Origin of the sequence: Methylohalomonas lacus (genome assembly GCF_024808875.1) — a bacterium.
Taxonomy (GTDB): Bacteria; Pseudomonadota; Gammaproteobacteria; order Methylohalomonadales; family Methylohalomonadaceae; genus Methylohalomonas; species Methylohalomonas lacus.
Map to the genome: position 1 here is coordinate 1 of NZ_JANUCT010000018.1, position 20,063 is coordinate 20,063.

Sequence of the window (20,063 nt, forward strand, 5' to 3'; positions counted from 1 at the left end):
GCGCTATGACAAACTGCAGCGAAACTATGCCAGTATGATTGCGTTGGCCTGTGCAATCATGTGGCTGCCCATGTGAAAGATCAACAGGCCCTAGTTTTGGGCCAGGTAGGTGGCCTGGTTGAGGATCGGCGCGATGACACCGTCGCTGTTGCTGGTAACCGCTTCCCAGTTGCGCCAGCGGGCGCGTGCCGCGGTCGCGGTCAGCAATACCGCGTAGCTGACCGCGCGCGGCTGGTCGAAGTGGACTAGGTGGCCGCTGTCGGCGGCGATGAGCTGTAGCGTGCGCGACGACAGATGGCCGAGTTCGGCCTGCAGTTCGGTCCAGACGCGTTCCATTTCGTCGCCGTAGGCGTTGTTCGGCCAGACCCGCTGGCCGCGGCTCAGCACCAGGATCGGCACGTCCGGCAGCACCATGTTGCGCACCTCGGCGGCGCTGGCCATGAAGCCGCGGAACTCTTCTGCCTGGGCCCGGCGTGCCTTGTAGGTGGCTGCCAACACCCGCGACTGGCGCTGCAGTTCCGCTGGGTAGTTGGCCGGCATGACCGGTCGGCTGATGAGCGTGTGGCGGTTACCGGCAGTTGTGAGCGCGCCCGGCGACTGCCTGCCCGGAAAACGGTCGAACTGGGCCGGATGCGAGGCATCGACCAGCACCAGCCCGGCCGTCTCATTCGGGTGGGCGTGGGCGAAGGCGCGGATGTTGTAACCGCCGAACGAGTGGCCGACCAGCAGGTAGGGCGGCTCGACTTCAGCCCGGTGCAGCAGGGTGTGCAGCTCGCTCGCCAGTCGGCTACTGGTGCGTGGCAACGGACCGCTGTCGCTCCAGCCGTAGCCGGCCCGGTCATAGCTGCAGACGCGCACCTGCGTGGCCAGATGGTTCTGGACGCGCTGCCACTCGAGCGAGAAGCCGCCCATGCCGGCGTCGATAATGACGCTCGGACTGCCCGAACCGCTGCAGTGGATATGCAACCGGTGGCCGCCGACGTCGACGAGCCGGCCGGGACGCTCGCTCGCGGCCAGCGGCACAGTCATGATCAACAGCAGCAGGCCCGATAGCAGGCCGGTGCAAAACGGGTCGGGACGCAAGGGACTGATATGCATGGTTCCTCCTGAAGCGGAGACCCTGCCGTCCGGCAGCGTGCGTGGGCGGCGGAGCCCTTGTTGTGGCTACAGAAAGGTCCTCGCAAAGCCTGTGCCAGCGCCATGATTTTTTAATTAATTATTAAAAATCAAAAGGTTGCTAAAATAAGCTGGTCTAGGCAGGAGCGGGGAACGGGCCGAGATCGCGTTGCGGGCACGCGGAATGGTGCGCTGCAATAACAAATGCACTCTAATGGTGCAATTTTAAGCGGCGGTCAGCGGCTCAGGTTCAGCAGTAATTCGGGCAGCTCGCCGGCGGTACCGAGGTAGGGGGCGATGCGGATCACCCGGTCGGGATATTCGGCCTGCTTGGCGGCGACGATCTCGGGGATGTCCTCGCTGACGTGGCGTCCGGCGGCGAGAAAGTAGGGCAGCACGGTGACCTCGTCGGCGCCGCCGGCGAGACAGGCGTCGATACCGTCCGGGATCGACGGTTCGGCCAGTTCCAGGAAGGCGTGCAGTACGCCGTCGTACTCGCTCGCGGCGGCCTCGGCAAGACGCGCCGCGACCTGCTCGACCTCGGTGTTGGATTCCGATCGGCGGCTGCCGTGGGCGACGAGGAGAAGGAATTTCATTAGTGAATATCCGCTTATGGCTGGCGTGAAACTGTAAACGACGCAATGAATCAGCAATAATAACCGTTTCCGATGTTTTATGTGTCCGCCCGATCCGTCAAATCAATCAGACTCGCATAGGTCAGTCATTATCAGCATGAAGTTCCGTTTTGGTTTGTCATTGTTTATGGCCCTGCTGGCGTCGCCGGTCGCGGCGCTGCAATTGCAGGGCGAACGTGTTCAGGGCGGCCTGGTTCAGGGTCAGCTTGATGACGTCGATGCCGAAGTCAGGCTTGACGGTGAGCCGGTGCCCATCACTGACGACGGCCGTTTCCTGTTGGGCTTTGATCGTGACGCCGCCGCCGAGGTGACGCTGCAGGTCATTTACGCTGACGGCCGCCGTGAGCAGCGACGCCTGGACATTCGCCAGCGCGACTACGATATCCAGCGCATCGACGGTCTGCCGGACAAGAAGGTCTCGCCGCCCGCGGCGGTACTCGAACGCATCGGCCGCGAAAGCGAGCAGATCAGTACCGCCCGCGCCGAACTGCAAAAGGATGACAATCTGTATGCCGGCATCGATTTCGAATGGCCGCTGGCCGGCCGCATCAGCGGCGTCTATGGCAGCCAGCGCATACTGAACGGTGAACCGAAGCGGCCGCACTACGGGCTGGATATCGCCGCGGATACGGGTACACCGATCCGGGCGCCGGCCGCCGGTGTGGTGGCGTTCACGCACCCGGACATGTACTTCAACGGCACCACCGTGATGCTGAATCACGGTCTCGGTCTGAGCTCGGTCTACATTCACCTGAGCGAGCTGGCGGTGGAGCGCGGTGACTGGGTCGACCAGGGCCAGCTGATCGGCCGGGTCGGTCAGAGTGGGCGTGCCACCGGGCCGCATCTGCACTGGGGTATGCGCTGGTTCGATCGCCACATTGACCCGCGTCTGTTGCTCGGCCCCATGCCCGATTGAGGCTTGTCATCATGGTTCGCCGCGGCTGAATCTGCCGCGCCGCTCGCCAATGACGACCTGATTTCTATATCATACAGGCGGCAAAGCGCATGCCGCCTGATTTCAATAATACTAAAAACGCGTCCCCGCGACGCCGACACGCAGACAGCCGTATTCACATGAGCATGACCTTCAAGGAAATCAAGGGCCTTGACCTGCCGGTCCTGGAACGCGAAACCCTGTCCCGCTGGGAGCAGGAAGACGTCTTCCGGCAGTGTCTCGACGCCCGGCGTGACGGACCGGTGTTTACCTTTTATGAAGGCCCGCCGACCGCCAACGGCCGGCCCGGTATTCATCATGTGCTGGGGCGGACGATCAAGGACATCTTCTGCCGCTATAAAACCATGAAGGGCTTCCGGGTCGATCGCAAGGGCGGCTGGGATACGCATGGCCTGCCGGTCGAGATCGAGGTCGAGAAAGAGCTCGGTCTGCAGGGTCGCAACCAGGTCGAGGAATACGGCATCGCGAAATACAACGCCGCCTGCCGGGAAAGCGTGCTGCGTTACAAGAACGACTGGGATCACCTGACCCGGCGTATTGCCTACTGGGTCGACCTCGACGATCCCTATATCACCTTCAAGAACGACTACATCGAAACGGTCTGGTGGCTGGTCAAACAGCTGCATGAAAAGGGACTGCTCTATAAAGGATACAAGATCCAGTGGTACAGCCCGGGCTCGGAAACAGTGCTGTCCTCGCACGAAGTCAGCCTCGGTTACAAGGAAGTCGACGATCCCAGTGTCTATATCCGCTTTCCCCTGCGGGATGCAACGGACACGGCGTTTCTCGCCTGGACCACGACGCCATGGACGCTGGTGTCGAACGCCGGTCTGGCAGTGGGCACCGACATCGACTACGTCAAGGTGGCCGACCCGCAGATCGAGGGACGTTATCTCGTTCTGGCACGCGCGCTACTCGACATTCTTGAAGTCGACGCGCCCGAAATTATCGCCAGCTACAAGGGCAGCGAACTGGTCGGCACACGTTACCAGCCGCTGTTCGAAACGCCGTTACCGGAAGGCGACTATCCGAATGCACACAGCGTCGTGGCGGCGGATTTCGTCTCCACCGAGGATGGTACCGGTGTGGTTCATATAGCACCGGCCTTCGGTGCCGATGACCACGAGGTCGGCAAGAGCAACGGCTTGCCGCTGATCAATCCGGTCCAGCCGGACGGCCGTTTCAATGACGATGTCGAGTTGATCGCCGGCCTCTGGTTCAAGGACGCGGACAAGAAGATCGCCCGTGACCTGAAACAGCGGGATCTGCTGTTCAAGCAGACGCAATACCGGCACAACTATCCGCATGACTGGCGCAAGGGTACGCCGTTGATGAGCTACCCGGTAGAAAGCTGGTTCGTGCGCACCACCGCGGTCAAGGATCGCCTGGTCGAACTCAACAACACCATCCACTGGTATCCGGCTGCGATCGGCCAGGGGCGTTTCGGCGACTGGCTGGAAAACAACGTTGACTGGGCGCTGAGTCGCAAGCGTTACTGGGGTACGCCGCTGCCGATCTGGGTGTCAGACAAACCCGGTTCGAATCATTTCGAGGTCATCGGTTCAGTCGCTGAACTGCGTGACAGGTGCGGCGAACAGTTGCCGGATGACGCGACGCTGGATCTGCATCGACCGTACATGGACGAGCTCACCTGGCCGGCACCTGACGGCGGCACCATGCGGCGCGTTACCGATGTCATGGACGTATGGTTCGACTCCGGGGCGATGCCGTTCGCGCAGTGGCATTATCCGTTCGAGAACGAGAATCGGTTTAAAGAGAATTTCCCCGCCGACTTTATCGCCGAGGGACTGGACCAGACGCGCGGCTGGTTCTACACGCTACACGCACTGGCGACGATGGTCATGGACTCGGTTGCCTATCGCAACGTCATCGTCAATGGCCTGGTGCTGGATGAAAACGGCGAGAAGATGTCGAAGTCCAAGGGTAACTCGATCGATCCGTTCGAGGCGATTGAGCAAAACGGCGCCGACGTGCTGCGCTGGTACATGACCAGCAATTCGCCGCCTTGGGAAAGCATGAAGTTTTCGCTGCGCGGCCTGACGGAAACGCGGCGCAAGTTTTTCAGTACCCTGGAAAACGTTTATTCGTTTTTTGCCAGCTACGCCAACATCGACGGTTTTCACTGCGATGAGGAGCGTTTGCCCGTCAGTGCGCGCAGCGAACTCGATCAGTGGATTATGAGCCGGTTGAATACCACCATCGCCAATATGGATGCGGCGTTCGATCGCTACGAATCAACCACCGCGGCGCGCGCCCTGGAAACCTTCGTCGATGATCTTTCCAACTGGTACATCCGCCGTTCACGCCGAAGGTTCTGGAAGGCCAAGCCCGGCCGCGGCGGTATCGTGTCGGACACCGACAAGTTGTCTGCCTACCAGACCACGTATGAATGTCTTACCGCCATTGCGCGATTGATGGCGCCGGTTGCCCCGTTTTTCGGCGACTGGTTGCATCGTGCATTGAACGGTATTGCTGATGAAGCAGCCGGTTCCGTGCACCTGGCTGATTTTCCAGAGGTTGAAGACAATGTGCGTGATGCCGATTTGGAAAAGCGCATGGATATCGCCCGGCGCATCGTGACCGCAACCCTGCTGCTGCGAAACAAGTCGCGGCACAACGTGCGCCAGCCGTTGCAGCGCATTCTGGTCGTCACCGGCAAGGGGGGCGTCGACCGGCAACTGGTGGAGAAGGTTAGCGACATCATTCTTGATGAAGTGAATGTCGAGGCGATCGAGTACATCCAGGATTCCAGCGATATCGTCCGTTACAGCGCCAAGCCCAACTTCCCGAAGCTGGGCCCGCGCCTGGGCAAGTTGATGGGGCCGCTGGGCAAGCAGGTGCGCGAACTGGATCATGATGTTATCGCGCGTTTCCTGGCAGATAATCAGCTGAGTATGAAAGTCAATGGCGAAACCGTTACGCTGACAGATGACGACCTGGAAGTGCTGAGTGAACCGGTGGGTGACTGGCTGGTGACCCAGGATGGCAGTATTACCGTTGCACTCGATACCACGCTGACCGATGAACTGTTGGCGCGCGGTCTGGCACGCGAGTCCGTCAACCGCATACAGAACCTGCGCAAGCAGGCGGATCTGAATCTCACCGACCGTATCACTATCCAGTACCAGGCCTCGCCAGCGATTGCCGCGGCCATTACCGCGCACGCCGACTGGATTCGTAGCGAAACGCTGGCGCTGGCGCTGGAAATGGCAACCGAACCGGCCGGTGATATGCGGGAATCCTATGACATTGATGACCAGCAACTGACCATTGCCATTTCGCGTGTGACTGGTTGAGTGGTTGATTGTAGGAGCGGCGACCGCGCCGAGAACAACCCATAAAAAAATTCTACGCTGTGGGAGCGCATCAACCAACAGCGCGTAGTGCCACCTTGAACCGCCCGGGATTTCCGGAGACGTCCTAGTTTGAGAGGATGACGTCCATGAGCAAGTCAACGAGATACTCAACGGAAGTGCGGGAACGGGCCGTGAGGATGGTGCGTGAGCAGCAGGCTTCGCATACCTCGGAGTGGGCGACGATCGAATCGATCGCTGACAAGATCGGCTGCAAGAACGAGACGCTGCGGCGCTGGGTCCGTCAGGCCGAGCGCGACAGAGGTGAGCGAGCGGGACCGACGACGTCCGAGCAGGAACGAGTGAAGGCGCTGGAACGCGAGAATGCCGAGTTGCGGCAGGCCAATGAGATCCTGCGTAAGGCGTCGGCTTTTTTTGCAGCGGCGGAGCTCGACCGCGGACGCAAGTAATGGTCGCGTTCATCGACCGGTATCGTGACCAATACGGGGTCGAGCTGATCTGCAGACAACTGCCGATTGCCCCGTCGGTCTACTATGAACACAAGGCACGCGAAGTGGCTACGGCCCGCCGGCCATTACAGGTACAGCGCGATGCCTGGCTGACCGATGAGATAAGGCGCGTCTGGGAAGCCAGCTTCCAGACCTACGGCGCCCGCAAGGTCTGGCACCAGCTGAAGCGGGAAGGCTTTGATGTGGCGCGCTGCACGGTGGAACGGCTGATGCGGCGCGATGGGCTGCAGGGCGTGGTCCGGGGCCGCAGCTGCCGGACCACGCGACCAACACCGGCGGCGGCCTGTCCGGACGACCATGTCCAACGGCAGTTCCGGGCCGGGCAGCCGAACCAACTGTGGGTTGCCGACTTCACCTATGTGGCGACCTGGGCCGGCTTCGTCTATACCGCGTTCATCATTGATGTATTTGCCCGGCAGATCGTCGGCTGGCGGGTGGCAAAGTCGATGCAGACCGGGCTGGTCCTGGATGCCCTGGAGCAGGCACTGCATGAACGCACGGGATGTGACGGGTTGATCCACCATAGCGACCGTGGGTCGCAATATCTGTCCGTGTGCTACACCGATAGACTGGCCGAAGCGGGCATCGAGGGTTCGGTGGGCAGTACCGGCGACTCGTATGACAATGCCCTGGCGGAAAGTGTTATCGGCCTGTACAAGACCGAGGTTATCCGGCATCGCGGGCCGTGGCGCGGTACCGACGATGTCGAGTACGCCACGCTGGAATGGGTCGACTGGTTCAACAACCGGCGGTTACTGGAACCGAACGGTTACCGGCCACCGGTCGAACTTGAACAGCAGTACCATGAAACCCTGAACCGTCAGGCCATCGCCGCCTGACTCACACAAATCAGTCTCCGGTATAACCGGGGCGGTTCACCTTTATCTCTTCCCCCTTGATGGGGGAAGCATGGATGGGGGGTGAGTTAAACATCCTCGATCATCCAATCACCCCCACCCCGACCCTCCCCCGTCGAGGGGGAGGGAATAAAAGGTAGCTGTCAATGCCCGCCGCCTATGGCGCGCATCAACCCATCATTTTTGTGCCGCCGGCGGTTAGCGCAGGGATTCGCGTTCATTAGCGGACAATGATCAATCTTTATCGTTACCCTTGTCGAAGTGCAGAACCAGCTCCGGCAGCGCATCGCGTTCACCATTGATGAGTTCGCGTACGGACCGTTGCAGGGCGCGCGTGTCGAGCCCCAGGTAGATCGGGTCGCGTACGCTGATCTTGTCCAGCCCCGATTGCCACAGGCGCTGGGCACCGCCTTCCTGTTCCTGGTGATGTTTCAGTATGCCGACACCGATCTGTAACAGGCCCTGCACGAAGCGACCCACTTGCGTGGTTCGCTGACCGGCGGCCAGCCAGATGGCTTCCAGTGATTCATGGGCTTCCCACCAGTAGCCGTGGTTGAGCAAATCGATGGCGTATAGATACTCGTCGCAGTTGTGCCAGTCCGCCGGGTCAAACTGCGCCAGCTCCAGCGGTTCGCTGCCGTAGGAATGACCGTCCGGATCCCGGGTCGGGTGCGGCTGCCGACCCGGGATATAACGGTAGGCGGGGAAGGGTTTCCGACTGTAACGCAGGGTCATGGCCCGGCATGATGCATTTATTTCCAGTCGTAGACCAGGTTCAGCTGATAGGTCGTGTCGGTGTTGTCGACACCGGCGGCCGGCTGGTTGTCGTACTGGTTGCGCACGTTGGCACGCAGCTTCCAGGCCTTGCCGTCGGTCAATGGCAGTTCGCCGCCCAAGTTGGTCACGATGCGGAAATCCTCGGCCGGATCGGTGAACGCCGGGTAGTAGGTCAGGTTGTGGAATACACTGATCCAGCTGTTATAAGTGTAGTTGACATCATAACCGAGCTGTCCGGTCGGCTCCTTGTTGGTCGTACCGTCGCTGAAGCTCTCGAACTGGTAACCGACACCGGCGCGACCCTTGAATTTGAGATTCGGCTGGCGAATAAAGAAGTAACCCAGACCCGTGGTTGCCAGGGCGCGCAGATCGAGATTTTCGAATTCATCGATCTCGAAATCAGTCTGGCCGAAGGCAAACAGGCGGTTGGTGATATCGCGTTCCAGCAAAGCGCCGGCCAGTTGCTCATCGACGGTTTTGGAACTGTCCTCGCTCTGGTAGTTGCTTTCCAGGTATAGCGCCAGACGGTCGAAATCGGTTTCCCGGTACACATCCGCACGGCCCTGGATACCAAAGCGCTGGGTGTTGCCACTGGCGCCCTGCAGGCCGAAGGCCAGACTGCCGCTCCACGGATCTTCCAGTTCGTCACGCCGCTGCCGCAGTTCCTGGACTTCGGCCTCGTAGTTCGACTGCAATTGTTGGACTTCCTGTTCCTGGCTCTCCTTGAGTTCAGCAACTTCCTGCTGGTGTTCCTGCTCCAGCTGGTCCATGACCGGACGCTTTTCATCCGTCCTCCACAACCCGTTGATGCGTGCGGTATCAATATCGATGGTACCGAAGGCGGTGCCGGCGATCTGCTGCTGGCCTTCATCGTTGATCACCAGCTGGCCGGCGATGCGGTCGCCGCTGTCCAGTTGTATAAAACGCTTGTCGTCGGTGGACAGGCGATCGATATTCTTCAGCGTGATTTGAACGTCGCCGGCAAAGGCAGTGTCCATGACGAGTGTGCCGCTGGCGATTTGTTTGACCGTGCCTTTCAGTCGACTACCATCGTCAAGCAGTACTTCGTCGGCATTAACGGGAGACATGGCGACGCTGGCCAGAACAAAACAACATACTTTCAGGCGAGAAAACAAAACGCAGTACCCCCTTGCAGATTTAAAAGCGGCGGATTGTAACAACGTGAGGGTGCGGTGCGTACCGGGATACAGCTTTTGTCCAGAAAGAGTCTGGCCGGGATTGTTCTGTTATGGATATGTCTACATTAGTTGCCGGCGCTGAGTGCTTGGCGATAATCGCGCAGGCAGCTTTCGGCCTGTCTGGTTACATAGGTGTCGAACGGTTGTTCGAAGGTATGTGTGTACGGCGTACTGTGCAGGGCAGTGATAAGGGTGAGTTTGAAGGGATCTTCAAGGATGTCGGCATAAAAAGCCTGTGCGTTGTCTCTGTTGTACCGGGCGCGATAGGCATTGTTATTGGCTGCGCGGCCACTGTCGGCAATTTCATCGCGGGTGCTGACTGTTTCTGTCTCGAGCCAGGCAGTCTCGACATAGTCGTAACTCTCGCGGCCATTGGTGTAATCGATATTGCCGGCGGCCACGGTATATTCCAGTTCGCTGTCACGCTCGCCGGCGCGCATTAATTTGATGATGGTGGAAATATATTCGCCGTTGATGCCGGTCGCGGTAATCATCAGGCCGCAGCCATTGAGGCGCCCATCCTCGGTGTATTGCCGGGTATCACTATGCACCATCATGGGCATGTCTTCGGCCAGCAGCGGCGATACGACGCCCGCCATGACAATGGTTGTGATAAAGACTATCGCTCGCATCGTGTCACTCCGATCAGTTTGTCTGTTGCCGCAGCCAGTCGCTCAGACAGTCGTGCGCAGCGGCGGCGAGCGCCGGTGCCCGCTCCCGGCCTTGTTGTCTTAACAGGTTGATATCAATACCGGCCTGAGTGAGTTCCAGCGTGTGGCCGATGTACCAGCTCTCCAGCTCAGCTGCATCGACCTCGGGATGGAACTGCAATGCCAGTGTGTGCTGTTCCAGCTGGAATGCCTGATGTTCGCAACTGGCGGAGCGTGCTAGGTGCACGGCTGTGGGCGGCAGCTCAAACGTTTCGCCGTGCCAGTGTATGACCGGCAATCCATCGAGGTGCCGCAGGCAGCTGTTGCGGCCCGCTGCAGTCAGTTCAACCGGCGCCCAGCCGATTTCCGGGGCAGCGGCCGGGTAAACCCGGGCACCAAGGGCGCGGGCGATAAGCTGTGCACCCAGGCACAGCCCCAGCGTCGGTTTCTTTTGCTCAATACGCTGTTCAATGGCCTGGCGTTCTTCGGCCAGGAACGGGTACAACGCCTCGTCATTGGCGCTGATCGGGCCGCCAAGCACGATCAGTAAATCGGTATTGGTCAGGTGCTCCAGCGACAGCGGCTCGCGGCCGGCGTCGATATACCGGATGTCGTAGCCCAGTGCCGGCAAGTACTGCGCCAGAGAGCCGAGGTCTTCGAATGCAACATGGCGAATGGCGATGGCTTCACGCATGAGAGCGTTTCCTGTTTTGTGAGATCAGGCTCATCTTACTACGCCTGATGCGGGTGGTCAGATGCAGTTCGGGGAAACAGGGTGTGATGACAGGACAAAAAAAACGGCCCGCCGGAGCGGGCCGTTTGATTCCCTCACTAATAGAGGAGGAAGGGAAGTACTTATGACACCTTCACTTACGGCAGGCTGAAGACGTTCAGCGTACCGCCGAGACGGGTGTACTTGTCGAGGCCCTTGTAGGCGCCGACCGCACCCAGACCGTCGGTGTCTTTCTCAAGACCCGCGGCGAAGCCGATACCGGCCCAGCCACCGAGACCGGACAGCACGCCGACATACTGCTTGCCGTCATGCTTCCAGGTATTGGTGTTGCCGATAATGCCGGACGGGGTCTTGAATTTCCAAAGCAGCTTGCCGGACTTGTCATCGACTGCCTTCAGGTAGCCGTCCAGCGTGCCGTAGAACACCACGTTACCGGCGGTGGCCAGGGCGCCGCTCCAGACCGAGAACTGCTCCGGAATGGACCACTTGATCTCGCCCTTGCCAGCATCCCAGGCGATGAAGTTGCCCATGTTGTTGGTGCCGTCATCTTCAACGGCGCCGGCCGGGAACATCGTCAGGATGGCGTTCACGTAGGGCTGACCCGCGGTGTATTCACTACCGCCGGCGGCGTAGCTGACCGGCTCGTAGTTCATGCAGACATGGTTGGTTGGCACGTAGAACAGCTTGGTCTTCTCGGAGAAGGCTGCCGGCTGGAAGTCCTTGGAACCGAGTGCGGCCGGGCAGACATTCTTGGAGTTGGTGTCCTCGCCCTGTTGCCGCGTGCTGTAACGCTCGTCGACCACCGGACGGCCGGTCTTCATGTCGACCTTCTTGGCCCAGTTGACGGCCGGGTCGAACTTCTCGGCAACCAGCAGTTCACCGGTCTTACGATCCAGCGTATAGCCGAAGCCGTTGCGGTCGAAGTGGACCAGGACCTTGCGCTCCTTACCCTTGACCTTGATATCGGCCAGGATATTTTCATTGACGCCGTCGTAGTCCCATTCGTCGTGCGGGGTCATCTGGTAGAACCACTTGGCCATGCCGGTGTCCAGGTCGCGGGCCATTAGGGTCATGGACCACTTGTTATCACCGGGACGGACCACCGGATTCCAGGTGCTCGGGTTACCGGTGCCGTAGTAGACCAGGTTCAGCTCCTTGTCATAGGAGTACCAGCCCCAGGTTGTGCCACCGCCGGTCTTCCACTGGTCGGAGGTCTCGGCGCATTCACCGCCCTCGTTCCAGGACCAGTTGTCATCGGTATTGCCAGCGCACCAGGAGTTCAGCGAGGAATTCTTGCCGATCGGCTCACCCATGTGGGTAGTCTTTTTGGGATCGACCAGCATTTCATCGTCCGGGCCGGTGCTGTAAGCCTTCCAGGCCTGAGAACCGTCCTCGATGTTGTAGGCAACGAGGAAACCGCGGACGCCGAACTCACCGCCGGAAATGCCGGTGATGACCTTGTCACCGAACACGTGCGGAGCGTTGGTGTTGGTCTCGCCCTTTTCCGGGTCGCCGTTCATGACTGACCATTCCTCTTCACCGTTGGCTGCATCCAGGGCCACCAGCTTGGTGTTGGCCTGCTGCAGGAAGATCTTGCCATTACCATAGGCCAGGCCCCGGTTGACCGTGTCACAGCACATCACCGGTACGACGGTGTCGTAGTCCTGCTGCGGGGCGTATTCCCAGACGATCTCCAGGTTATCCAGGTTGATGGCAAAGACGTTGTTCGGGAACGGGGCATGGATATACAGCGTGTCATGATCCAGACCGGTCGCCGAACCCGGCAGTACCAGCGGTCCACCCTCGTGACCGCGCAGAACGCCGGTCGAGAAGGTCCAGGCTGACTGCAGCTTGCTGGCATTCTTGGTGTTGATCTGGTCCAGTTCGGAATAACGATGGTTTTTATAATCGCCCGTGGGTGCGGCCCAGTAATTCGGGTCGTCCATCAGCTTTTCCAGCTCGGCGTTGGCCATAACTGGACTGCTGACTGCCAGTCCCAGCGCGGCAACGATGCCGGATACACTAAGCTTGTTCATGTAACTCTCCTCCTAACACTAGAGTTGTTGTTGCACGTGCTTTTGCACGCTGGTCAGGATGTTACGAGTCCGCGTCTGGGCGTGATATCAGCTTCTATCGAAACAACCATTCGAGACAAACGAATGGATAAAGTATTTGCCGGTCCCGTTTCGAGCTTGAACCAGTCCGTCGGGTGGTTAAATAAATCCATGATTAATCAGGAAAAACAGGCTTTTTTTTTCAGGAATAATTCCTGCTTGAGCGCTGCACCATTCCCGGGACCTTGCAGGCCGGTCACGGTGAAACCGCGCGGATGAATTGTTGCAGTGCGGAACTCTTGGCCACACATTTGTCGGGACGTGATAGAGACATGCACGCCGGTGTTAACGGAGCCGACGGGTTCCGCGGCGGCTCATGGCTCTGATTCAGATACGAAATTTTCACCAACGGAGGTGCAAGCCGTTATGCAGACCACCGTTAAAATACTTATGACAATGGGCTTGTTGGCCAGCCTTGGTAGTGTTCAGGCCGCCACGGATGACGAAGCGGACAAGCCGATGCCGGCAACCGAGCATCAGGAAGATATACTGGCAGTCAATGACGACTCCGATTTTCAGCCCATGTACCAGTTTTCACGCAAATCGGCCGATTATGTCGCGGTTACGCCCGTAACCTATCACCAGGCCGAGGTCTTGCAGCTGCAGTCTGACAAATCGGGTGATAGCGGGTCTGACCGACAGCAACGCCCGGGTTGAACCCGCGCTGAACCCTGGCGGGCGGCATGGCCACTATGCCGCCTTTTTTTTCGGACTGTGTGCGGCATGGAACAGCCTGCCGGTCATCGATATGATGAATTCATAGAGAACACGACAGTCAGATGAATACAGTATAAGTTCAGGCTGGACAATGTGGTTTGGGTCAGCCTTGTTTCGAATAACCATTACTTTGTTAAGGAGACAATGACATGAGCAACGCCACGGGAAGTGCCAGTCAACCCTTCCTCTCGGACATCAAGAAAATCCGTGAACGGGCGCGCGAAAATATCCAGAATGGCGCAATCACCGACGGCTATACCGCCGATCGGGAAACGGTGATCAGCATTCTGAACGAGGCCCTGGCGACCGAGATCGTCTGTGTACTGCGCTACAAGCATCACTATTATATGGCTGACGGGCTGAATGCCGAGATGGTGGCGCAGGAGTTTCTCGAGCACGCCCAGCAGGAACAGCAGCATGCCGACCAGATTGCCGAGCGTATTACTCAGCTGGGCGGCAAGCCAAACTTCTCACCCGAGGGTCTGCTCACGCGCAGTCATTCCGAATACGTCGAGGGCGATACCCTCAGGCAGATGATCGAGGAAGACCTGGTCGCCGAGCGTATCGCTATCGACAGCTATCGCGAGATCATTCAGTACCTGAGTGACAAGGATCCGACCACCCGGCGCCTGATGGAAGAGATCCTTGCCGTTGAGGAAGAGCACGCCGACGACATGGCCGGTCTGCTCGAGGGTTATAATTGAATCAGTGCTAGCGCGGTGTGTGCTGACCGTCTTCGCGGGTGATCCAGCCCGTGAGGGTGTTCTTCATGGCGGAATCCACGGGCATATCAACAGGCGTCAGCCAGTCGTTGGGTAAAAATAATGTGAACCCGCCGACCTGGTAGCTCATCGGTATATAAACCACGCAACGCCCCTCTTTTTCGATCTCTGCCGGCATATCATCCATGTCTTCGCGCATGACAAAGCCGATGATATCGAATTCGTAGCCCGGAAACCGTACCAGCACGACCTTGCTGGCGGCACGCTCGTCGGACGGTGCCAGAAAGTTGGCAAGTTCCTTCAGAGCGTTGTACAGGCTATTGACGATCGGGATGTTGCGAAACGGCAATTCGATGATCGAGTAAATGCGCTGGGCGAACTGGCTCGACATGAGCAGGCCGAGCAGAAACAGCGTCACGATGCCCAGCGCCATGCCGGTGCCGGGAATGTACTCGTACATCGGGATGAACGGCTTGAGCAGATTCTGCGCGATGCGATCGGTCCAGGAGAAGAAGTAATATAACGGATATATGGTCAGCACCAGTGGCAGCAAGGTCAGAATGCCGCGGAGCAGGTAGTTGGTAAACTTTTTCATGGTCATGCTGGCGCCCCAGGGTTGATTAGCCGGTATGTTATTGAGTCTCCCCCTGATACTGGTCGCTGGCGCGGACCAGTTCCCTGAATAACCGTTGTTGTCTGGCATGGTGTGGCAGGTATTCCGGGTGCCACTGTACGCCGATCACGTAGCTGCCGCGATTTGTCTCGATGGCCTGAATGATGCCGTTGGTTTCGCGTGCCGATACCCGTAGCGCCTTACCCAGCGTCTTGATCGACTGGTTATGCAGCGCGTTCACGCGGCAGCGCGATGTTTGCAGAACAGCGTGCAAGCGGCTGTCCGTGTCTATATCAATGGTCTTGCAGGGCAGTATCGACCAGCTCGGTGCGGATTCCGTGTAAAAGCCACTGATATTCTGGTGCAGGCTGCCACGCAGGTAGACGTTCAGCAACTGCGCGCCCCGGCAGATGCCGAGCACCGGCCGGTTTCCTTCTATGGCCCTGGCGAGTAGTTCGTATTCCAGCGTATCGCGTGCCTGGTCGATGCCGCTGTAGCGCTTGGTGCTGAACAGCCAGCGGGCCAGGAACAGCAGCGGGTAGACAGCAGCGGCCAGCAGCCAGTTCAGGAACGAACGTTCGCGTTGCGGGTGCGGCCAGCCCAGTGCTTCATCATACAGCTCCGGGTCGACATCGGCGCCGCCGCCGATGATAAGGCCATCGAATTCTTCCGGCCGGTCGGGCAGCGCCGCGGTCACCCGTCGGGCCCGGCCACCGGCGCGGCGTACCGCCAGCCAGGTGAACAGCCAGGCCAGCTGGCCGCCGCGCTCCGGGCCGCTGACCACGATCAGTGGCCGGTGCCTAGAGGTCACTGATGATCGCATCGACCTGCTCGGGCCAGTCGCCGCGCAGTTGCGTAAACCAGGAGCCGCGGTAGCGGCGATAGGCTTGCATGAGTTCTTCCAGCAGCGCTGCATTCGCGGCCAGCTTTTCCACCCGCACCCAGGTATTCCACTCGTCAGCCACGCGCCAGTCCGGGTCACCGATCAGGCAGTTGGGCAGGCGGTAGTGAAACGCTGGCCGTGGCTTGATGAGTGCCGGCTCCTTTACCTTGGTCAGCAGGCGGTCGCCCTCGAGAGCGACCAGTGCCGGCAGCATGTCGAGGGCATGATTGCGCGACGGTACCAGGCGGACGTAATCGTCGGCCAGTTGTGAGCGGTTCGGCGCATAGTCGACCTGCATGATCAGGTCGATATAGTCATCCGGATAGCGGTTGATGTAGGGACCGACGCGGCGCGACCAGTCAATTTTCGAATGCCTGCAGATCCAGTCGTACAGCAGACAGTAGGCGCGCAGATGCGCGAGTAGCGATGTCGCGCCGGTGTCCGGCAGTTCCGGGTTGAGATGGACGCCGAAGCCGTAAAGCACGGATTCGCGCGTGCCGCGCGCTTCGGCCTTGACCAGTTCGGCCCGGATGTCATCAATCACATGCATGTCGCTCAATGCCAGCGGCGGTGTGACAATTTCGTGCGGTACCATGATGGTGGCCACCGAGCGCAGCAGTTTTTCCAGCGGCGCGCGCAGGTCGAGCTGATCGAGATCGATGCCGGTGCGGTCCAGGTATTTTTCGTATTCCTGTTCGTGCAGCAGGCTGGCGTCGATCTCGACGCTGAACCGGCCATAGGCACTGTCACGGATCTCGTAATGAAACGGGTTGCACTTTTCCAGCGTGCCGCCGGCGAGGCGGTGGACGATATCGGCCGAGGCGTCGATATCGACGCCGGCGTACTCGATCTCGTAACCGACACGGCGTTCATGACCATCACTGCCGTAGCGCACCGGTGGCATGATGAATTCAGTCATTGCCTGAGTCCCTTGTTTGCGAGCTCGCGCCGTGCCCGACGGCCCACCAGCCAACACGCCAGCAGCGTGAATAATAAACCAGCGCCGTATAGTAGCAGATGCAGATAAGGCGACGGTGACGCAGTCGTCTGAAGCTGCGCGGCGGAGGCACCGATGTAACTGAGCAGCAGTATGAGCGGCGCCTTGCCGAAAAAAGTTGCCAGCGTGTAGTGGTGCAGGGCGATGTCGGTGATGCCACAGAGATAATTGAGCAGGTGCGACGGTATCACCGGGCTCAGGCGTAGCAGGAACACGATCAACCAGCCCTGGGCGGCAATGCTGTGCTCGACGGCCATTACTGTGGGATACGGTTGCATGAGTTCGCGGCAGCTGCGGCTGAGCAGGTGGCGTGACAATAAAAACGCGGCCAGCGCGCCGACGGTAGCGGCGAGCAGTGTGACAACAAAGGCCTGTTGCAGGCCGAACAGATAGCCGGCGGCGATGGCCAGTGGCGCCAGCGGCACCAGGATCAGTGTGGCAAGCACATAAAACAGCGCGTAAAACAGCGGCGCCAGCGGCCCCAGCTGTTGCAGAAGCGTGCTGAATGTATCCAGCCAGTCACCGAGCGGCAGGTAATGCCAACCGACGAGGCCGGCAATGACGATCAGGCTGAACAGAAGCAGCCGGCGCCGGGCGCCGATCAGGGCGGCCTTGAACACGACGGGGACGGCTTAGATGCCCATATTGCTCAGGGTGACCATGATGTCGTTGAGGATGGCGGTAGCACGCGGATGTTCGGCCTCGAAGTGTGAGACCGATTCCTGCAACTGATCGAACAGCCCTTCGTCATCATCGTCCTGGTCTTCGGCCAGTTTCGATTCAACGCGTTTGATGACTTCATCCAGCCGCGCGCGGCCGGCGGCATCGTCGCTCGGCAGTTTGGCGGCTTCCTCTTTCAGGCGTTCCAGTTCCTGACGCAGTTTGTCTTCAGACATAATTCCCATCCAGTCGGTGCTTACGATGATATGTTGCCAGTATACGCGAACTGTCGTCACTTGCGCGTGGGTGACCGTTCGCCCGGCAGATGCTAAGCTAGCTTATTATCTGTTCCTCATGGTGTGATTCGAATGTCGCAACCTGCCGCGACTGCGGAGTGTGGTCTGACCAGCCTTGTCGGCCACTACCATCGGCTGGCCGTGCAGTCGCAGCCACTGGTATTGGCCACCGTTGTTGAGACGCTGGGTTCGACCTATCGCAAGGCCGGTGCGCGCATGCTGATCAGCGCGGACGGTCGTTTCCACGGCCTCATCGGCGGCGGCTGTTTCGAGGGCGATCTCTACGAACAGACCCAGGCGGTGTTCGCCGACGGTCAGCCGCGCCTGCTGTTCTATGACATGCGGGCGCCCGAGGATGCACTCTGGGGTCTGGGCCTGGGCTGCAACGGCGCGGTGCGCATTCTCCTGCAACGGCTTGAAGCCACCGGCAGCGATCCGACGCTGGCGCTGCTGGAACAGACGCTGGCCAGCGACGACAGTCACGTGATCGCCACGGTCTGCGACGGTGCGGACGCCGGGACAAGTGTCGCCGACGGCCAGCCGCCGGCGGCAATGGCGGCACAGACCGCGGCCGCCATCCAGGCGGAGACGCGGGCCGTGGCCCTGCTCGGCCAGTCCACGCTGGTGCATCACGATAATAATGTCAGCGTGTTCTACGATTATATCCGCCCGGCACCGCGCCTGTTATTGATAGGTGCCGGTGCCGACGCCGCACCGATCGTCAACCTGGCGCGGCAACTCGACTGGCGCGTGCTGCTGGTCGACCATCGCCCGGCCTATGCCGAACCGGCGCGCTTTCCCGCTGCCGAAGCCGTCGTGCATGCGCGGCCCGAAACGCTGTTCGACGGCATTGCCAGCCGGCGTATCGATGCCGTCGTGCTGATGACGCACAACATCGACTACGACACGCGCTTTCTGCAACAGCTCGTCAACCTGCCGTGCCGCTATCTCGGCCTGCTCGGCCCGCGCGCGCGCCGCGAACAGCTGTTCCGAACGAGCGGACTTGCCGCGACGGACTTCGGCGATCGGCTGCACGCGCCTATAGGCCTGGATATCGGTGGTGCGGCGCCGGAATCGATCGCGCTGTCACTGGTCAGCGAAATTCACGCGGTGTTGCATGAACGCGATGCCCGGCCGCTGCGCGACAAGCAGCAGCCCATTCAGAGCCGGGCGCCGGCGAACTGAGCTCATGGCTGTAACCGGAGAAGAATACGAACTGCATGGGCTGGTGCTGGCCGCCGGCGGCTCGCAGCGGCTCGGCCAGCCGAAACAGTTGCTGCAGGTCGACGATGAAACGCTGCTGCACCGGGCGTGCCGGCAGGCCCTGGTGGTGTGTGACGAGGTGACGGTGGTAGTCGGTGCCGCCGCGGCCGAAATCGGTCAGGCCATCAGCGACCTGCCGCTGGGCCGGCTGATCAACCCGGACTGGCAGAGTGGCATGGCGTCGTCGATCCGCGCCGGTATCACGGCGCTACCGGTGACCGCCGACGGCGTGCTGATCCTGCCCTGCGATCAGCCGGAGCTGACCGCGACCGACCTGCAACGACTGGCAGCCAGCTGGCGTGTTCAGTCGGATCGGATCGTCGCTGCCGCCTACGACGGTATTCAGGGCGTACCGGTGATCTGGCCGCGCGATCGCTTTGCCGATCTGCTGGGCCTGTCCGGCGATCATGGCGCGCGAGAACTGTTAAAAGCCGACGCGGCGCAGGTGGTCAGTGTCGACATGCCGGCCGCGGCGCTGGATGTCGATACACCGGCCAGCGCCCGGGCGCAGGGACTGTTGTAATACCTGCTGATTATTAATGAATCGTTGAGCTGCAACCAAGGGAAAAGACCATGGCTAAACTGACTGTGAATGGTAAGGAACACGATATCGACGCCAGCGACGAGACGCCGTTGCTGTGGGCGTTGCGTGACATCGTCGGGCTGACCGGCACCAAATTCGGCTGCGGCCAGGGACTGTGCGGTGCCTGCACCGTACACGTCGATGGCGAAGTGACGCGTTCCTGCATCACGCCGCTGAAGCAGGCGGCTGGTAAATCGGTGACCACCATCGAGGGGCTGTCCGAGGACGGTGTAAGTCATCCGTTGCAAAAGGCCTGGGTGGCCGAGGACGTGCCGCAGTGCGGCTATTGCCAGTCCGGCCAGATCATGGCCGCCGCCGCGTTCCTCAGGGACAACCCCGAACCCAGCGACCAGGACATCTGGGATGGCATGGCGAATCTCTGTCGCTGCGGCACCTACCTGCGCATTCACCGCGCCATCAAGCGCGCCGCGCGCAAGGAGGTCTAGGCC

General features: G+C 60.1%; 20 protein-coding genes and 1 other annotated feature. Of the genes, 8 read left to right on the plus strand and 12 right to left on the minus strand.

All coding sequences use genetic code 11. The annotated features are described in order from the left end of the window. Positions 1 to 90: 90 nt before the first annotated feature. Together J2T55_RS11170 and J2T55_RS11175 are read right to left on the minus strand one after the other, a co-directional pair. Positions 91 to 1,098: an alpha/beta hydrolase gene (locus J2T55_RS11170; protein ID WP_259056733.1), complete on the minus strand. Its 1,008-nt coding sequence runs from the start codon at positions 1,096 to 1,098 to the stop codon at positions 91 to 93. Positions 1,099 to 1,352: 254 nt separating this feature from the next. Further along, positions 1,353 to 1,712: a sirohydrochlorin chelatase gene (locus J2T55_RS11175; RefSeq protein ID WP_259056735.1), complete on the minus strand. Its 360-nt coding sequence runs from the start codon at positions 1,710 to 1,712 to the stop codon at positions 1,353 to 1,355. Positions 1,713 to 1,848: 136 nt separating this feature from the next. Here J2T55_RS11175 and J2T55_RS11180 point away from each other — a divergent pair, with 136 nt between their 5' ends. The 3 genes from J2T55_RS11180 to J2T55_RS11190 all read left to right on the plus strand — a co-directional run bounded on the left by J2T55_RS11180 (position 1,849) and on the right by J2T55_RS11190 (position 7,389). Then, positions 1,849 to 2,667, plus strand: a complete 819-nt coding sequence (locus tag J2T55_RS11180; RefSeq protein ID WP_259056739.1) for a M23 family metallopeptidase — start codon at positions 1,849 to 1,851, stop codon at positions 2,665 to 2,667. A 158-nt stretch (positions 2,668 to 2,825) separates the two neighbouring features. After that, entirely contained in the window at positions 2,826 to 6,023 is a 3,198-nt protein-coding gene (ileS, locus tag J2T55_RS11185; protein WP_310521987.1) for an isoleucine--tRNA ligase, read from the plus strand. A 146-nt stretch (positions 6,024 to 6,169) separates the two neighbouring features. Further along, a protein-coding gene (locus J2T55_RS11190; RefSeq protein ID WP_259056742.1) for an IS3 family transposase occupies positions 6,170 to 7,389 on the plus strand; the annotation gives its coding sequence in 2 pieces (ribosomal slippage) (positions 6,170 to 6,452 and positions 6,452 to 7,389; 1,221 coding nt in all). Next, positions 6,448 to 6,564: a sequence feature (AL1L pseudoknot), on the plus strand. Its footprint overlaps the gene before it by 117 nt. A 252-nt stretch (positions 7,390 to 7,641) precedes the next feature. On the opposite strand, the gene J2T55_RS11195 is transcribed toward J2T55_RS11190, so the two are convergent. The 5 genes from J2T55_RS11195 to J2T55_RS11215 all read right to left on the minus strand — a co-directional run bounded on the left by J2T55_RS11195 (position 7,642) and on the right by J2T55_RS11215 (position 12,802). Beyond that, positions 7,642 to 8,142 carry a DUF309 domain-containing protein gene (locus J2T55_RS11195; protein WP_259056744.1) on the minus strand — a complete coding sequence of 167 codons (501 nt, stop codon included), beginning with the start codon at positions 8,140 to 8,142 and terminating at the stop codon, positions 7,642 to 7,644. Positions 8,143 to 8,159: 17 nt separating this feature from the next. After that, on the minus strand, positions 8,160 to 9,272 hold the full coding sequence (locus tag J2T55_RS11200; RefSeq protein WP_259056751.1) for a DUF481 domain-containing protein: 1,113 nt from the start codon (positions 9,270 to 9,272) through the stop codon (positions 8,160 to 8,162). Between the two features lie 176 nt (positions 9,273 to 9,448). Then, positions 9,449 to 10,015: a hypothetical protein gene (locus J2T55_RS11205; protein WP_259056753.1), complete on the minus strand. Its 567-nt coding sequence runs from the start codon at positions 10,013 to 10,015 to the stop codon at positions 9,449 to 9,451. Between the two features lie 13 nt (positions 10,016 to 10,028). Then, on the minus strand, positions 10,029 to 10,727 hold the full coding sequence (locus J2T55_RS11210) for a glutamine amidotransferase (protein ID WP_259056755.1): 699 nt from the start codon (positions 10,725 to 10,727) through the stop codon (positions 10,029 to 10,031). Positions 10,728 to 10,903: 176 nt separating this feature from the next. Beyond that, positions 10,904 to 12,802 (minus strand): methanol/ethanol family PQQ-dependent dehydrogenase, encoded by a 1,899-nt coding sequence (locus tag J2T55_RS11215; RefSeq protein WP_259056757.1) that lies wholly within the window; start codon positions 12,800 to 12,802, stop codon positions 10,904 to 10,906. Between the two features lie 444 nt (positions 12,803 to 13,246). Between J2T55_RS11215 and J2T55_RS11220 the strand changes: the two genes are divergently transcribed. After that, complete coding sequence (locus J2T55_RS11220; RefSeq protein WP_259056767.1) at positions 13,247 to 13,537, plus strand: hypothetical protein; 291 nt, start codon at positions 13,247 to 13,249, stop codon at positions 13,535 to 13,537. 209 nt (positions 13,538 to 13,746) lie between these two features. After that, a complete protein-coding gene (locus J2T55_RS11225) occupies positions 13,747 to 14,301 on the plus strand; it encodes a ferritin-like domain-containing protein (RefSeq protein ID WP_259056768.1) in 555 nt (184 codons plus the stop codon). 7 nt (positions 14,302 to 14,308) lie between these two features. Here J2T55_RS11225 and J2T55_RS11230 read toward each other — a convergent pair whose 3' ends face one another. From J2T55_RS11230 to J2T55_RS11250, 5 genes are read right to left on the minus strand one after another with little or no spacing between them, the layout of a single operon-like run. Next, a complete protein-coding gene (locus tag J2T55_RS11230) occupies positions 14,309 to 14,914 on the minus strand; it encodes a DUF502 domain-containing protein (RefSeq protein ID WP_259056770.1) in 606 nt (201 codons plus the stop codon). 37 nt (positions 14,915 to 14,951) lie between these two features. Continuing rightward, a complete protein-coding gene (locus J2T55_RS11235) occupies positions 14,952 to 15,755 on the minus strand; it encodes a gamma-glutamyl-gamma-aminobutyrate hydrolase family protein (RefSeq protein WP_259056771.1) in 804 nt (267 codons plus the stop codon). Further along, entirely contained in the window at positions 15,733 to 16,734 is a 1,002-nt protein-coding gene (locus J2T55_RS11240) for an amidoligase family protein (protein WP_259056772.1), read from the minus strand. The genes J2T55_RS11235 and J2T55_RS11240 overlap by 23 nt, the downstream gene beginning before the upstream one ends. Continuing rightward, positions 16,731 to 17,432, minus strand: coding sequence for a TVP38/TMEM64 family protein (locus J2T55_RS11245; RefSeq protein ID WP_259056773.1), 702 nt, complete (start codon positions 17,430 to 17,432; stop codon positions 16,731 to 16,733). The genes J2T55_RS11240 and J2T55_RS11245 overlap by 4 nt, the downstream gene beginning before the upstream one ends. A gap of 12 nt (positions 17,433 to 17,444) precedes the next feature. Further along, positions 17,445 to 17,708 (minus strand): DUF4404 family protein, encoded by a 264-nt coding sequence (locus tag J2T55_RS11250; RefSeq protein ID WP_259056775.1) that lies wholly within the window; start codon positions 17,706 to 17,708, stop codon positions 17,445 to 17,447. A 132-nt stretch (positions 17,709 to 17,840) separates the two neighbouring features. Here J2T55_RS11250 and J2T55_RS11255 point away from each other — a divergent pair, with 132 nt between their 5' ends. From J2T55_RS11255 to J2T55_RS11265, 3 genes are read left to right on the plus strand one after another with little or no spacing between them, the layout of a single operon-like run. Next, on the plus strand, positions 17,841 to 18,953 hold the full coding sequence (locus J2T55_RS11255; protein WP_259056776.1) for an XdhC family protein: 1,113 nt from the start codon (positions 17,841 to 17,843) through the stop codon (positions 18,951 to 18,953). A gap of 4 nt (positions 18,954 to 18,957) precedes the next feature. Then, on the plus strand, positions 18,958 to 19,554 hold the full coding sequence (locus tag J2T55_RS11260) for a nucleotidyltransferase family protein (protein WP_259056779.1): 597 nt from the start codon (positions 18,958 to 18,960) through the stop codon (positions 19,552 to 19,554). Positions 19,555 to 19,604: 50 nt separating this feature from the next. Next, on the plus strand, positions 19,605 to 20,060 hold the full coding sequence (locus tag J2T55_RS11265; RefSeq protein WP_259056782.1) for a (2Fe-2S)-binding protein: 456 nt from the start codon (positions 19,605 to 19,607) through the stop codon (positions 20,058 to 20,060). Positions 20,061 to 20,063: the final 3 nt, after the last annotated feature.